The 14,683-nt window shown below is 69.1% G+C and carries 9 protein-coding genes; 6 read left to right on the forward strand and 3 right to left on the reverse strand.

Annotated elements, in window-relative coordinates; genetic code table 11:
• Positions 1-35: 35 nt before the first annotated feature.
• Positions 36-3,716, reverse strand: coding sequence for a multifunctional oxoglutarate decarboxylase/oxoglutarate dehydrogenase thiamine pyrophosphate-binding subunit/dihydrolipoyllysine-residue succinyltransferase subunit (locus H5411_RS23695; protein WP_183125010.1), 3,681 nt, complete (start codon positions 3,714-3,716; stop codon positions 36-38).
• Positions 3,717-4,413: 697 nt separating this feature from the next.
• On the opposite strand from H5411_RS23695, the gene H5411_RS23700 reads away from it, so the two are divergent.
• The 5 genes from H5411_RS23700 (at position 4,414) to H5411_RS23720 (ending at position 7,245) form a co-directional block, all read left to right on the forward strand.
• Positions 4,414-4,686: a hypothetical protein gene (locus tag H5411_RS23700; RefSeq protein WP_101437865.1), complete on the forward strand. Its 273-nt coding sequence runs from the start codon at positions 4,414-4,416 to the stop codon at positions 4,684-4,686.
• 319 nt (positions 4,687-5,005) lie between these two features.
• Positions 5,006-5,347: a PadR family transcriptional regulator gene (locus H5411_RS23705; RefSeq protein ID WP_037355521.1), complete on the forward strand. Its 342-nt coding sequence runs from the start codon at positions 5,006-5,008 to the stop codon at positions 5,345-5,347.
• A complete protein-coding gene (locus H5411_RS23710; protein ID WP_183125011.1) occupies positions 5,337-5,720 on the forward strand; it encodes a DUF1048 domain-containing protein in 384 nt (127 codons plus the stop codon). The genes H5411_RS23705 and H5411_RS23710 overlap by 11 nt, the downstream gene beginning before the upstream one ends.
• Positions 5,717-6,487: an ABC transporter ATP-binding protein gene (locus tag H5411_RS23715; protein WP_183125012.1), complete on the forward strand. Its 771-nt coding sequence runs from the start codon at positions 5,717-5,719 to the stop codon at positions 6,485-6,487. Before H5411_RS23710 ends, H5411_RS23715 begins: the two co-directional genes overlap by 4 nt.
• The gene (locus H5411_RS23720) at positions 6,484-7,245 is read left to right on the forward strand and encodes an ABC transporter permease (protein ID WP_183125013.1); all 762 of its coding nucleotides are present in this window, start codon (positions 6,484-6,486) and stop codon (positions 7,243-7,245) included. The genes H5411_RS23715 and H5411_RS23720 overlap by 4 nt, the downstream gene beginning before the upstream one ends.
• An 831-nt stretch (positions 7,246-8,076) precedes the next feature.
• Here the strand turns inward: H5411_RS23720 and H5411_RS23725 are convergent.
• Positions 8,077-11,793 carry an ABC transporter ATP-binding protein gene (locus H5411_RS23725; protein ID WP_183125020.1) on the reverse strand — a complete coding sequence of 1,239 codons (3,717 nt, stop codon included), beginning with the start codon at positions 11,791-11,793 and terminating at the stop codon, positions 8,077-8,079.
• 553 nt (positions 11,794-12,346) lie between these two features.
• Positions 12,347-13,462, reverse strand: coding sequence for an alanine dehydrogenase (ald, locus tag H5411_RS23730; RefSeq protein WP_183125014.1), 1,116 nt, complete (start codon positions 13,460-13,462; stop codon positions 12,347-12,349).
• Positions 13,463-13,651: 189 nt separating this feature from the next.
• On the opposite strand from ald, the gene H5411_RS23735 reads away from it, so the two are divergent.
• Positions 13,652-14,593 (forward strand): zinc-binding dehydrogenase, encoded by a 942-nt coding sequence (locus H5411_RS23735; RefSeq protein ID WP_183125015.1) that lies wholly within the window; start codon positions 13,652-13,654, stop codon positions 14,591-14,593.
• Positions 14,594-14,683 lie beyond the last annotated feature (90 nt).

Raw genomic sequence — 14,683 nt, forward strand, 5'->3', positions numbered from 1 at the left:
ACGTGCCCCGCGGCGGCCTTCCGAGAAAACGCGGATCAGTCGAACGCCTTGGCGATCAACGCCTTCTGCTCGACCTCGTGCACCTTGGACGAACCGGCCGACGGAGCGGCCATCGGACGCCGCGCCACCACGTCGAGCCCGGTGAAGAACTCCGGGAACTTCCGCGGCAGGTTGAGGCCGAAGAACGGCCACGCGCCCTGGTTTTCCGGCTCCTCCTGGACCCAGCTGATCTGCTGCGCGTTCGCGTAGCGCTCCACCGCGGCCAGCAGCTTCTTCTTCGGCAGCGGGTAGTACTGCTCGATCCGCACGATCGCGACGTCGTCCGCGCCGCGCTTCTCGCGCTCGGCCACCAGCTCCCAGTAGAGCTTGCCCGAGGTGAGCAGCACCTTGCGGACCTTCGCCGGGTCCTGCGTGGCGTCGTCGATCACCGACATGAACCGGCTCTGGCCGGTGAAGTCCTCGACCGACGAGGTCGCCGCCTTGTTGCGCAGCATCGACTTCGGGGTGAAGACGATCAGCGGACGCTGGATGCCGTCGAGGGCGTGCCGGCGCAGCAGGTGGAAGTAGTTCGCCGGGGTCGACGGCACCGCGACGGTCATCGACGCTTCCGCGCACAGCGACAGGAACCGCTCGATCCGGCCGGACGTGTGGTCCGGGCCCTGGCCCTCGTGGCCGTGCGGCAGCAGCAGCACGACGTCCGAGCGCTGGCCCCACTTGGCCTCGCCGGAGGAGATGTACTCGTCGATCACGGTCTGCGCGCCGTTGACGAAGTCGCCGAACTGCGCTTCCCACATCACCAGCGCGTCGGAGTTCGCCACCGAGTAGCCGTACTCGAAGCCGACGGCCGCGTACTCCGACAGCGCCGAGTCGTAGATCATCACGCGGCCCTGGCCGTCGGCCAGGTGCTGCAGCGGCGAGTACTCCTGGCCGTTCTTGCGGTCGATGAACACCGAGTGCCGCTGGGTGAAGGTGCCGCGCCGGGAGTCCTGGCCGGACAGCCGCACGAGACGGCCTTCCAGCGCCAGCGACCCGAACGCGAGCAGCTCGCCGAACGCCCAGTCGATGCCGCCCTCGCGCGACATCTTGTGCCGGCGCTCCATGACCGGCTTGACCCGCGGGTGCGGGGTGAAGCCCTCGGGCAGGTTGACGAACGCGTCGCCGATCTTCTCGACGACCTCGCGCGACACGGAGGTGGTGACCTTCGCCGGGATCTGCTGCTCGCCCTCGACCGACGGGCTCGCCTTCGCCGGGTGCTTCTCCAGTTCGCGCACCTCGTTGAAGACGTGCTCGAGCTGGCTGGAGAAGTCGCGCAGCGCGGCCTCGGCCTCTTCGACGGAGATGTCGCCCCGGCCGATCAGCGATTCGGTGTAGGTCTTCCGGACCGAGCGCTTGGAATCGATGATGTCGTACATCGCCGGCTGCGTCATCGACGGGTCGTCGCCCTCGTTGTGCCCGCGGCGGCGGTAGCAGACCAGGTCGATCACGACGTCCTTGTGGAACGCCTGCCGGTAGTCGACCGCCAGCTTCGCGACCCAGTGCGCGGCCTCCGGGTCGTCGCCGTTCACGTGGAAGACCGGCGCGCCGATCATCTTCGCGACGTCGGTGGCGTACTGGCTGGACCGCGAGTGCTCCGGCGCGGTGGTGAAGCCGACCTGGTTGTTGACGATGACATGCACGGTGCCGCCGGTGCGGTAGCCGCGCAGCAGCGCCAGGTTCAGGGTCTCGGCCACGACGCCCTGGCCGGCGAAGGCCGCGTCGCCGTGCATCAGGACCGGCAGCACGGTGTAGCCCTCGCCGCCCTTGTCGAGGATGTCCTGCTTGGCGCGGACGATGCCCTCGAGAACCGGGTCGACGGTCTCCAGGTGCGACGGGTTGGACGCCAGCGACACCCGGGTCTCCCCGTCGCCGAACATCCGGAAGTACTTGCCCTCGGCGCCGAGGTGGTACTTCACGTCGCCGGAGCCGTGCGCCTGGCCCGGGTCGAGGTTGCCCTCGAACTCCTGGAAGATCTGGCTGATCGGCTTGCCGACGATGTTCGCCAGCACGTTCAGCCGGCCGCGGTGCGGCATGCCGATGACGACCTCGTCGAGTTCGTGCTCGGCCGCCTTGTCCAGGATCGTGTCGAGCAGCGGGATCGCGGTCTCGCCGCCTTCCAGGGAGAACCGCTTCTGGCCGACGTACTTGGTCTGCAGGAAGGTCTCGAACGCCTCGGCGGCGTTGAGCTTCGACAGGATGTACTTCTGCACCGACGGCTCCGGCTTGCTGTGCCGGACCTCGACGCGCTCCTGGATCCAGCCCCGCTCCTCGGGGTCGAGGATGTGCGTGTACTCCACGCCGACCGTGCGGCAGTAGGAATCGCGCAGCACGCCGAGGATGTCGCGCAGCTTCATCCGCTCGCGGCTGGAGAAGTCGCCGACGGCGAACTCGCGGTCCAGGTCCCACAGGGTCAGGCCGTGGCTGAGCACGTCCAGGTCGTGGTGGCTGCGCTGGCGGTAGTTCAGCGGGTCGGTGTCGGCCATCAGGTGGCCGCGCATCCGGAACGCCTCGATCAGCTCCATGACGCGCGCGGTCTTGTCGACCGGGCCGTCCGGGATGTCGGCGACCCAGCGGATCGGCTCGTACGGCAGCCGCAGGCTGGTGAAGACGTCGTCGTAGAAGCCGTCCTCGCCGAGCAGCAGTTCGTGAATGCGCTTCAGGAACTCGCCGGACTCCGCGCCCTGGATGATGCGGTGGTCATAGGTCGAGGTCAGCGTCATGATCTTGCTGACCGCGAGGTCGACGAGGGTCTTCTCGCTGGTGCCCTCGAACGACGCCGGGTACTGCATCGCGCCGACGCCGATGATCGCGCCCTGGCCCGCCTGCAGCCGCGGCACCGAGTGGTTCGTGCCGATGCCGCCCGGGTTGGTGAGCGAGATGGTGGTGCCCGCGAAGTCGTCCGCGGTGAGCTTGTTCGTGCGGGCCTTCTTGACGATCTCCTCGTAGGCCTGCCAGAACTGCATGAAGGTCATGTTCTCGGTGGCCTTGATGGAGGCCACGACGAGAGTGCGGGAGTCGTCCTTGCCCTTCATGTCGATGGCGAGGCCGAAGTTCACGTGCTCCGGCGTGACCGCGAACGGCTTCCCGTCGATCAGCTGGTAGTGCCGGTTCATGTTCGGGAAGTCCTTCAGCGCCCGCACCATGGCGTAGCCGATGAGGTGCGTGAAGGAGATCTTGCCGCCGCGGGTGCGCTTGAGGTGGTTGTTGATGACGATGCGGTTGTCCGCCATCAGCTTCGCCGGGACCGCGCGCACGCTGGTCGCGGTCGGCACCGCGAGCGAGGCGTCCATGTTCTTGGCGATCGCCGCCGCGGCGCCGCGCAGCTGCTTGGATTCCGGCGCGGTCTTGGCGGCCGGAGCGGCCGGGGCCGGCTTCGCGGCCGGTGCGGTCTTGGCCGCCGGAGCCTTCCCGGCGGGAGCCTTCTCCGCCGGGGCGGCCGCGGACTTCCCGGCCGGAGACTTGGCGGCCGGTGCGGTCTTGGCGGCGGCCGGAGCGGAGGCCTTGGCCTCCCCGTTCTCTCCCGCTTGCGTGCCGTTGCCGCCCGGAGTGGGCTTGTAGTCGGCGAAGAAATCGTGCCAGGCGGCGTCTACCGACTGGGGGTCCGCGAGAAACCGCTCGTACATTTCCTCGACGAGCCACTCATTGGCACCGAACTGCGATGCGGGACTGCTGCTGGCCACGGCTGGCTCTCGCCTCTATCCATTCTCGATCCGATATCACAAGCATCTGCTGACCGCCAGGCTAGTCCCCTGCCGGTGGCCCGAAACACGCCGCCTGGACGCTCGTGAGACAGGTCATTGTCTGGATCGGTTGAGAGGCCCAGCCTGACAGACAGCAGGGACCACCGTACGCGTCGCAAGGGCCGAATGCCCTCACCTCGGCTGGTTTGGAGTGATCTCGGCCACAGGCGCTGCCCGTGCCGCCGTCCGCTCGGCTGGTTGCGGCGAGTGCCTGGTTTGGTTCGGACCATGCGCTCCGGCTTCGGCGCAGGTCGGCGGAGCAGATGGCTCTCGTCCAGTCGCCTGCGGCGCCTCTCCCCGGGAGAGGCGCGCGACGGGTGCCTCGTGCGCCGGGTTCGAGGTCGAGGTGGGTGTGCCGTCGAGTGGCCCGTCGGTGGGACGGGCGAGTGCGCCGGCGGGATCGGTCGCCGCGCTTGTCGGCAGCGGTCGCGGGGTGCGGGCTCCGGGTGGTCCGAAGCGGCCTTGGATCATTTCGTCGAGGCGACGCGGCGTTCGGCCGTCCGGCATGGTCCGCGCCTGTTCCGGCCGAGTTGGCATTTGCGTAGCGACTCGTTCACTGAGCGGTGTTGTGCTGTCGAAAGGCTGCGGCCTCACTCGGGGCGCAGCGGTTTCCGAGGCGCGAGGCGGTGGTGACGCGATGTGGCTGGTCGAATGTCCGTCGTTCTGGGACCAGGGGTTGATCCGCCCGCTCGTCACCGAGCACGGCAAGGTCGTGCTGATGTGCGATTCCTGCACCGCGGTGTGGCGGACCCCGTCCTGCATCGAGGAGTTCGACCACGTCGAGCCGGAGGCGCCGGAGTGGTCCATCGGCTCGGACACGCACGTCCGTCCGGGAACGACCCGGTGGGCCGAACTGGCCGACGTCACCTCGGCTGGGTGGGGCGACCTCCGCTGGCGCGAACTGCCCTGAACCTCGGGCTGCGCGGATTCTCGGGAAGTCCTGCACGTCCATAGGGCGACGGCGGGCTGAACGCCGTGCTCGCGGGCGGACGTCCGCTCCGCGGGCTTTTTCCTTTTCTCGGACGTCGTGCGGTCGTCTCGATCCTGTTGCAGGCCGGCAGAACTGTTAACTCTCCGGCTGCCCGCTTGCTCCCGCCATCTCGGCGCTACCGACCAGGGCTAGTTCGGCCCCTCCTCCCGTGTTCCCTCAATTCGCCCCTCCCTGCCGCCGGTAGTCAGTGTTACTATCTACCGGTACTCAGCAACACTGACTAGCTGAAGGGCGTTCGATGGGCAAGCAGGCGACGGAGATGCTCAAGGGGACCTTGGAGGGCATCGTCCTCGCGATTCTTGCCGGGCGGCCTGCCTACGGGTACGAGATCACCTCCTGGTTGCGCGAACGGGGGTTCACGGATCTCGCCGAGGGCACCGTCTACGCGTTGCTCGTGCGGATCGAGCAGCGCGGGCTCGTCGACGTCGAAAAAGTGCCGTCCGAGAAAGGGCCGCCGCGGAAGGTTTACACGTTGAACGCTCCGGGGAGAGCGAGTCTCGACGAGTTCTGGCGGAACTGGCGGTTTCTCTCGGACCGGCTCGAACAGCTGCGCAAGGAGGGAATCGATCATGGGGAATGAAGGCAAGAGCAGATACCTGCATTATCTGGAAGTGGTCACCGGGCCGCTGGAGGACAAGAAGCGGTATCGGCGGTACAAGGCGCGCGTCGAGGAGCTGCCGCCGGATTACCGCGCGGCGATCAAGGCGTTGCACCGGTATCTGCAGTACTTCGGGCCGGGGACGGCGGAGAGCCATCTGCGGATGCTGGACGACCTGATCGACCTGTTCGAGCAGAGCGTGGCGAACGGGACGACCGTGCGGGACATCGTCGGCGACGAACCGGTCGAGTTCGCGGAGGAGTTTCTCCGGAGTTATCCCGAGGGGAACTGGATTTCCCGGGAACGGGCACGGCTGACCGAATCGATCGACCGGGCCGTGGCAGGTGCGGAATGACCACGCCGGCGATTCGGGTTCGGGGGTTGCGAAAGTCCTACGGCAAGCTGGAAGTATTGCGCGGCGTCGATTTCGAGGTGGCGCGCGGCAGTATTTTCGCCTTGCTCGGGTCGAATGGGGCGGGCAAGACCACGGTCGTGCGGATTTTGTCCACGTTGCTCAAGGCCGACGCGGGGGAGGCGGAGGTCAACGGGTTCGCGGTGGCGAGCCAGGGGGCGGAGGTGCGCGAGTCGATCAGCCTCACCGGACAGTTCGCGGCGGTCGACGAAATCCTTACTGGGCGCGAGAATCTCGTGCTGGTCGCCAAGCTGCGGCACCTGAAGAATCCCGGCGAGATCGCGGACGGGTTGCTGGAGAGGTTCGCGTTGACTGACGCCGGGGCGCGGAAGGTGTCGACGTACTCCGGCGGCATGCGCCGTCGTCTCGACATCGCGATGAGCCTGATCGGGGACCCGCAGGTCATTTTCCTCGACGAGCCGACGACGGGCCTCGACCCGCAGGCGCGCAACGACGTCTGGCGCGCGGTCGAAGAGCTCGCTGAGCAGGGTGCGACGGTGCTTCTCACCACGCAGTACCTGGACGAAGCCGAACACCTCGCCGACCGGATCGCGATCCTGCACGAGGGCCGGGTGCTCGTGAACGGGACGCTGGCCGAGCTCAAGCAGCTGCTTCCGCCGGCCAAGGTCGAGTACGTCGAGAAGCAGCCGACGCTGGAAGACGTCTTCTTTTCCCTGGTCGGCGCCGGAAACAAGGGGGACGGGCAATGAGCAGCCACTTCGTCGCGGACAGCTCGGTCCTGTTAGGACGGTCGCTGCGGCACATCACCCGCAGCCTGGACACGATCATCACCACGACGATCACGCCGATCGTGATGCTCCTGCTCTTCACCTACGTCTTCGGCGGCGCGATCAACTCGGGCTCCGACTCGTACGTGACCTATCTGCTGCCCGGCATCCTCCTGATCACCATCGCGTCCGGGATCGCCTACACCGCGTTCCGGCTCTTCCTGGACATGAAGGGCGGCATCTTCGAACGCTTCCAGTCCATGCCGATCGCGCGCTCGGCGGTGCTGTGGGCGCACGTGCTCACCTCGGTGATCGCGAACCTGATCTCGGTCGCCGTCGTGGTGCTGGTCGCGTTCGCGATGGGCTTCCGCACCAGCGCGGGACCGCTGGCGTGGCTCGCGGTGCTCGGCATTCTGGTCCTGTTCACCCTGGCGCTGACCTGGATCGCGGTGATCCCCGGCCTGACCGCCAAATCCGCGGACGGCGCGAGCGCCTTCTCCTACCCGCTCATCTTCCTGCCGTTCGTCAGCTCGGCCTTCGTGCCCACCGGCACCATGCCCGGACCGGTACGCGCCTTCGCCGAACACCAGCCGGTGACGTCGATCGTCAACACCATCCGCGACCTGTTCGCGCAGCGCCCCGTCGGGGGCGGCATCTGGACCGCACTGGCGTGGTGCGTGGGGATTCTGGTGGTGGCGTATGTCTTCGCGAACGTGATTTATCGGCGCAAGATCGCTTGAGTTAGCCCGGCGCGAGGTCGTGCGTGGTGGCAGCTTGGCCTGAGGCCCTCGCACGACCGCGCGCCGGGAGGGGGTGTGTGACAGGCCATCGCCCGGCTCATCGAACTGAGGAACGCGCCCCGCTCCCATGCCTGTCGACGACCAGCAGCGCCTCGGCCACGCTTCCGAGCCCGATCTCGTGCAGCACCGGAGCTGTGGCTGGGTATCGCGCGAGCGCCGGGTAGGCGGAGGCGCTCGCGCGGTGCGTGGGGGGCCTTGGTCATTGACGGTGGCGGGTTCGGTGCGGCTTTGTCTGGCACCGGGGCTTGGCGGGGCACCGTGCGGGCGTCGGGTGGGTGGCGGCGTCCCTTGTGGTGGCGTGTTGCTTTGCCGACGTGGTTATCGCCGCGGGTTCTTCTGGGTCGCCCGAGTGCGCACGGTCGGGCGTGGTGGCCGTTGGCGGCTGTTGGTTCGGTGCGGCTTATCTGGCACTGGGGCTGTGGCTAGGTATCGCGCGAGGGTCGGGTGGGTGACGGCGTTCGTGCGGTGCGTTGGCGTCCCTTGTGGTGGCGTGTTGCTTTGCCGATGTGGTTATCGCCGCGGGTTCTTCTGGGTTGCCCGAGCGTGCTCGGTCGGGCAACGGTGGTGGCTGGCTCGGTGCGGTTTGCCTGGTGCCGGGGCTGTGGCTCGGCATCGCGCGAACACCGGGTAAGTGGCGGTGCTCGTGCGGTGCGTTGGCGTCCTCGTGGTGGGGTGCTGCTTCGCCACCCTGACTGTCGCCGCAAGATCGCGTGGGTTGCCGGAGCGTGCGCGCCGGGCGTCGCAGTGGCTGGTTCGCAGCGGTTTCCTCGCTCATCCCAAGGCCCACAGTCGTGCGTAGTGGCCGCCTGCGGCGACCAGTTCGGTATGGGTTCCCTGTTCGACGATGCGGCCGTGGTCGAGCACCACGATGCGGTCGGCCTTCGCGGCGGTTGCCAGGCGGTGGGCGACCACGAAGGTGGTGCGGCGGCGGGCCAGGTGTTCGGTGGCCCGGAGGACGGTGGCTTCGGTGGATGGGTCCAGGGCGGCGGTGGCTTCGTCGAGCAGGAGCACGTCCGGGTCGACCAGTTCGGCTCGGGCCAGTGCGACGAGTTGTCGCTGCCCGGCGGAGAGCGAGCGGCCTCGTTCGCCTACTGGTTGACGGAAACCGGCGGGCAGTGCGGCTACTCCGTCCAGCGCGCCGACTGCGCGTATCGCGGCCTCGACCTCGGCGTCGGTGGCTTCCGGACGTCCATACCGCACGTTGTCCGCGACGGTGCCGGAGAACAGATGCGCTTCCTGCGGCACCACGCCCATCCGGGCGCGCAGTGCGGGCAGGTCGTATTCGCGGACGTCGACCCCGTCGATCAACACCGCGCCGCCCGTCGCGTCGTAGTAGCGCGCGACCAGCTTCACCGCGGTGGACTTGCCTGCGCCGGTCGCGCCGACCAGTGCGACGGTTTCGCCTGCCGCGACGTCGAGCGTCAGGTTCTCCAACGCGGGCTTTTCCGCGCCGGCGTACGAGAAATCGACGTCCTTGAACCGCACTTCACCGGACAGGCGGGCAGGCAGTTCGACCGGCTGCTCGGCCGGCGGAACCGACGTCGGCGTGCGCAGCAGGTCGCCGATGCGGCTCAGGCCGACGCGTGCCTGCTGGTAGCCGTCGAACACCGACGACAGCTGCTGGATCGGCGAGAAGAACTGCTGCAGGTACAACAGGAATCCCAGCAGCACACCGGCTTCGAGCGTGCCGGCCGCTACGCGGTGGGCACCGACGACCAGCACCGTGGTGGTCGCGAGATCCGAGAGCAGCGAGACGAGCGGGAAGTACGTCGCGATGTACCGCTGCGCGCGCAGCCGCGAGCGGCGGTAGTCGTCGCTGCGCGACGCGAAGACCTCCGCCGAACGCTCTTCGCGCGTGTACGCCTGGGCGACGCGCAGACCGCTGACGTTCTCCTGCATGTCCGCGTTGACGACGCTCACCTTCTCGCGCGCCTCGCTGTACGCACGCGAAGCGAGCCGCCGGAAGACCAGCGTGGCCACAAGCAGGATCGGCAGCATGCCCAGCGCGTACACGGCCAGCGCGGCATCGGTGACCAGCAGTGCGACCGTGATGCCCACTAGCGTGAGCGCGCTGACGACCGCGGTGGCGAGGCCGGTCTGCAGGAACGTGGACAACGCGTCGACGTCCGTGGTCATCCGGGTCATGATCTTCCCGGACAGCTCGCGCTCGTAGTAGTCCAACCCGAGCCGTTGCAGGTGCGCGTAACTGCGCACGCGCAGCGAGTACAGCACCGTCTCGCCGACGCGCGCGGTGAGCCGCGTCTGCCAGCGCACGACGAACCAGTCGGCCGCCACCACCAGCGCGCCGATCCCGGCCAGCAGCCACACCACGCTCGCCACCCCGGGCAGTACACCGTGGTCGACGCCGCGCTGGTACAGCGCGGGCAGGGCGAGCGAGGCCAGCGCGTCGGCCGCGACCAGACCGATCACCCCGATGAGCGGCCACCGCACCGGCCGCAGGATCCGGGACAGCCGGAAGCCGGGGTCCGGGGCCGTGACGTCCACATCGGACAGTCGCGGCCGATCCGTCGCCGGAGGCAGCCGGCGCACGCCTTCCAGCAGTTCCGGGGTCGGCGGCACGTCCGCGCCGCCGCTGCCGACGAACCCGCTCCCGCCGCCGGGTGTACCGCCGCGGGACTGCGCGGCCTCGGCGAGAGCGTCGACCTCGTCGCGTTCGTCCCGCGGCCACAGGACTGCCGTGGTGCCGTCCGCGCCAGGCTCGAGGTCGTCGCAACGGTGCGGTTCTTCGACGTCGTCGCCCGGCCCGGCGACCAGCTCGCGGAACAGCGCGCACCGCGCCAGCAGCTCCTCCTCGGTGCCGACGTCGACCACTCGGCCCTGGTCCATTACCGCGATCCGGTCGGCGAGCTGCAACGTCGACCGGCGGTGCGCGATGAGCAACGTGGTGCGCTCGGCGGTGACCGCGCGCAGCGTGTCGTGGATCGCGGCTTCGGTGACGGTGTCGATCGCCGACGTCGCGTCGTCCAGGATCAGCACGCGCGGATCCGTGAGCAGCGCACGGGCCAGCCCGAGCCGTTGCCGCTGCCCACCGGACAGCGTGAGCCCGCGCTCGCCGACCTCGGTCGCGTACCCGTCCGGCAGAGCGCGGATGAACTCGTCCGCCTCCGCCGCGCGGGCGGCCGCGAAGACCTCCTCGTCGCTCGCGTCCGGGCGGCCGTAAGCGATGTTGTCCCGCACCGACGTGGAGAACAGGAACGCTTCCTCGAAGACCACGCCGATCGCCTGCCGCAGGTCCTTCAGCGGCACGTCGCGGACGTCCAGCCCGCCGACTCGCACCGAACCCGAGTGCACGTCGTAAAACCGGGGCAGCAGCATGGAAATCGTGGACTTGCCGGACCCCGCCGTGCCGACCAGCGCGAGCGTTTCGCCGGGGCGCGCTTCCAGGGTGAGCCCGTCGAGCACCGGGTCGCTGCGGGTGTAGCCGAATTTCACGTCGTTCAGCGCGACACCCAGCGTGCCGGGCGGCAACGGCCGCGCGTCGGGGCTGTCGGTGACCTCCGGCTGCGCGTCGATCAGCTCGTACACCCGCTCCGCACCAGCACGCGTGAGCTGCGCCTGCACGACCAGACTGGACAGGAACCGCGCCGGTCCGATCAACGCCGCGAGATAGGTGGCGAACGCGAGGAACGTGCCGAGACTGATCTGCCCGTTCAACGCCAGCATGCCGCCGATCGCCAGCACCGCGACCTGACCGGCGGCGGGCAGTGCCGATGTGGTCGCTGTCGGCAACGCGGACAGCTTGGCCGCGCGCAACCGCTCCGCGAAAAGCTTCCGCGCCGTGCGCTCCAGCCGCGCGACCTCGCGCGCCTCCTGCCCGAAACCCTTCACCACCCGCACGCCGGTGACGGTTTCCTCGACGTGCTGCGCGACATCCGCCGCGCGCTGCTGCGCGGACCAGGTCGCCGGGAACAACCGCCGCCGGCTCAGCGCCACGACGATCCCGACCGCGGGCGCGACCACCAACGCGATGAGCGTGAGCAGCGGCGACATCCACAGCATCGCGCCCAGCGCCAGCACCGCGAAAATCACCGAACCTGCCGACAGCGGAACCTGCATCAGCAACCCGGTGACCAGCTGCAGATCCGAGATCGCACGCGACACGACCTGCCCGGTGCGCAACGCGTCCTGCTTCCCGCCGTCCAGCCGCGACACCGCGCCGAACACCCGGTTCCGCAGATCGTGCTGCACGTCCAGCGCCAGCCGCCCGCCGACATACCGGCGCAGGAACGCCGACCCGAACGCGACGAGCTGCAACGCCACCAGCCCCACCGCGAGCCCGGCCAGCTGCGACGTATGCCCGGCCACCGCGTCGTCCACCGCCGACCGCACCAGCAACGGACTCGCCGCCTGCACGCCGACGCTCAGAATCGCCGCCGTCATCGCGAGCACGACAACGCCGCGGTGCTCCCAGCAGGCAGCGGACAATCGGCGCACCCAGCCGACCGGTTGGGGCGCCGTCTCAGCGATCGGACGGTCTTGACGCGCAGGCGTCGCAGTGGTGGTCACATCACAAGGTTAGGGAGCGGCACCGACAATTTATTCCCGCGAGAGCCGTCGGCCCGGACCAAACGGGCACAACCGGCGCTCCCCGCGGCAGAGGTGACGAACGGCACGCCAGCGAGCCGCGAAGCGCCCCGGAAGCCTCGTGGAGCAGGGAAACCCTGGTCCCGGCGGCAAACGTGAAAAGTTGAACGTTCACCTGGTCACGGGTGAGAACCCCGCCGAAATCCACCCCCGAACGAGCGCTCCGGCCCAATGTTCTTTAAGCTAGTACCCGGCGACCCGCTCCCAGTGACCCCCAGGCTGGTTGAGCGGGTCGCCCCTTCTTCCCTCCCTGTGCTCGCGCGTGGCCGCGCTTCGCCCGGGAAGGGGCGTCGTAGTACCCGGGGGCCGAGCCCCCGGACCCCCGCGGTGCCTTCGGCGGCGGTTGGGTGGTGGGTGTGGTTGGAACAAAAAGAGTTGTGGCGCAACAGGAAGCGGCGAGGACTGGTTGGTCCTCGCCGCTTCTTGTTCTTGTTAGTTAGGCCAGGGCGGTTTCCACTGGGGTGTGGGGGAGGTTGTGGGCGGTGGCGACTGGGGCGTTCGTCAGGGCGCCGGAGTGGGTGTTCAGGCCCAGGGCGAGGGACGGGTCCGCGGACAGCGCTTGCTTCCAGCCCTTGTCCGCCAACTGCACCGCATAGGGGAGCGTGACGTTGGTGAGGCCGTAAGTGCTCGTGCGCGGGACTGCGCCGGGCATGTTGGCCACGCAGTAGAAGACCGAGTTGTGGACCGTGTAGGTCGGGTCGTCGTGCGTGGTCGGGCGCGAGTCGGCGAAGCAGCCGCCTTGGTCGATGGCGATGTCCACGAGAACGCTGCCCGGCTTCATCCGGGAGACCAGGTCGTTGGAGACCAGCTTCGGAGCCTTCGCGCCCGGGACCAGGACCGCGCCGATGACCATGTTCGCCTCGAGGACCGATTCCTCCACGGAGAGGCGGTTCGAAGTCACGGTGCGGATGCGGCCGCCGAAGTCGTTGTCGATCTGGCGGAGGCGGTCGACGTTCGTGTCGAGGATCTCGACGTCCGAGCCGAGGCCCAGTGCGACGCGGGCGGCGTTGAGGCCCGCCACCCCGCCGCCGATGACGACCACGCGGGCCGGGTGCACGCCGGGGATGCCGCCGGGCAGGACGCCCCGGCCGCCGCTCGGCTTCATCAGGGCGTAGGCGCCGACCTGCGGGGCCAGGCGGCCCGCGACCTCGGACATCGGAGCCAGCAGCGGCAGCGCGCCGTTCGGCTTCTGCACCGTCTCGTAGGCGATCGCGGTGGTGCCCGCGGCCAGCAGCGCGTCGGTCAGCGGACGGTCCGCGGCGATGTGCAGGTAGGTGAACAGCACCAGATCCTTGCGCAGGCGCGGGTACTCCTCGGCGATCGGCTCCTTGACCTTCAGCACGAGCTCGCCCTCGGACCACGTCTCCTCCGCGGTGGCGAGCACCTTGGCGCCCGCGGCGACGTACTCCTCGTCCGTGATGGACGACCCGATCCCGGCACCCGTCTCGACGAAGACGTCGTGCCCGCGACCGACCAGTTCGTGCACGCCGGCCGGGGTCAACGCGACCCGGTACTCGTGCTTCTTGATCTCACGGGGAACGGCGATGCGCACTGCTTGCCTCCTGGCGGCGGTTCTGTCGAAGGTGTTGCCACTCACGGTGATCTACCCGGACGGCGGTGTCATCATCCCGCCGCCACAGTCTTGCGCTGGGTCGGTAGTGCTGCCAGGACAATGCCCTTGACCTCGACCGCACTCGAGGTAGTTGGCTGGCTCCCGGCGGAGAATCGAGGAAGGGCTTACATGCGAGCGGTGTGGCTGCGGGAGTTCGGCGGGCCGGCGGTGCTGGAAGCGGGGGAGGCCCCCGATCCGGCTCCCGGGCCGGGCCAGGTGCTGATCGAGGTGGCGTTCGCGAACGTCACCTTCGTGGAAACGCAGTTCCGGGCGACGGGGTCGGGGCCGTACCAGGCCGCGCTGCCGATGGTGCCCGGCAACGGCGTCGGGGGTGTGATCAGCCGCGCCGGGGAGGGCGTGGACCTGTCGCTGGTCGGAAAACGTGTGGTGACGTCGACTGGCGGCAGCGGCGGTTACGCCCAGCGCGTGGTCGTGGACGCGGAGCTGGTCTTCCCGGTGCCGCACGCGCTGAGCCTCGACGCGGCCGTCGCGTTGCTGGCCGACGGCCGCACGGCGACCGGGCTGGTGCACGCGACTGCGGTAGCGCCAGAGGAACGGGTGCTCGTCGAGGCTGCCGCAGGAGGGGTCGGCAGCCTCTTGGTGCAACTGGCGAAGGCCGCGGGCGCGGAGGTCGTGGCAGCGGCGGGAGGCCCGGAAAAGCTTGCCCATGCTCGGGAGTTGGGCGCGGATTTGGCGGTCGACTACACCGATCCGCAGTGGACCGCGAAGGTCGGTGAGGTGGACGTGGTGTTCGACGGCGTGGGAGGCGCGGTCGGCACCGCCGCCTTCACCTTGGTGCGACCCGGCGGCCGGATGGCCCTTTACGGTCTGGCAAGCGGTTCGTGGTCCGAAGTGTCCGAAGAGGACGCTGCCGCGCGCGGCGTCAAGTTGGTCCGGTCGATCGGCGACGCGGCGGCGATGCGCGGCTACACCGAATCGGCGCTGGCGGCTGCGGCGTCCGGGCAGCTCACGCCGGTGATCGGGCAGCGGTTCCCGCTGGAACGCGCGGCCGACGCGCACGCGGCGATCGAATCGCGGGGCACGATTGGGAAGACGTTGCTGGTCGCGTGAGGCCGATTCCGCTGCGGTTTCGCTGCGGCTTGTGCGGTGGGGGCACCCCGAAGCTGAGTGTGACTACGGCGCGGGGGTGCTTGTCAAGGC

It is taken from the genome of Amycolatopsis echigonensis (genome assembly GCF_014174495.1).
GTDB classification, from domain to species: domain Bacteria; phylum Actinomycetota; class Actinomycetes; order Mycobacteriales; family Pseudonocardiaceae; genus Amycolatopsis; species Amycolatopsis echigonensis.

What these genes read in the sequence shown, in the direction of transcription:
- H5411_RS23735 (WP_183125015.1), top strand. Translation starts at nt 13,652, where the DNA reads ATGCGAGCGGTGTGGCTGCGGGAGTTCGGCGGGCCGGCGGTGCTGGAA.
- H5411_RS23710 (WP_183125011.1), top strand. Translation starts at nt 5,337, where the DNA reads ATGGGGAATGAAGGCAAGAGCAGATACCTGCATTATCTGGAAGTGGTC.
- H5411_RS23700 (WP_101437865.1), top strand. Translation starts at nt 4,414, where the DNA reads ATGTGGCTGGTCGAATGTCCGTCGTTCTGGGACCAGGGGTTGATCCGC.
- H5411_RS23720 (WP_183125013.1), top strand. Translation starts at nt 6,484, where the DNA reads ATGAGCAGCCACTTCGTCGCGGACAGCTCGGTCCTGTTAGGACGGTCG.
- H5411_RS23705 (WP_037355521.1), top strand. Translation starts at nt 5,006, where the DNA reads ATGGGCAAGCAGGCGACGGAGATGCTCAAGGGGACCTTGGAGGGCATC.
- H5411_RS23715 (WP_183125012.1), top strand. Translation starts at nt 5,717, where the DNA reads ATGACCACGCCGGCGATTCGGGTTCGGGGGTTGCGAAAGTCCTACGGC.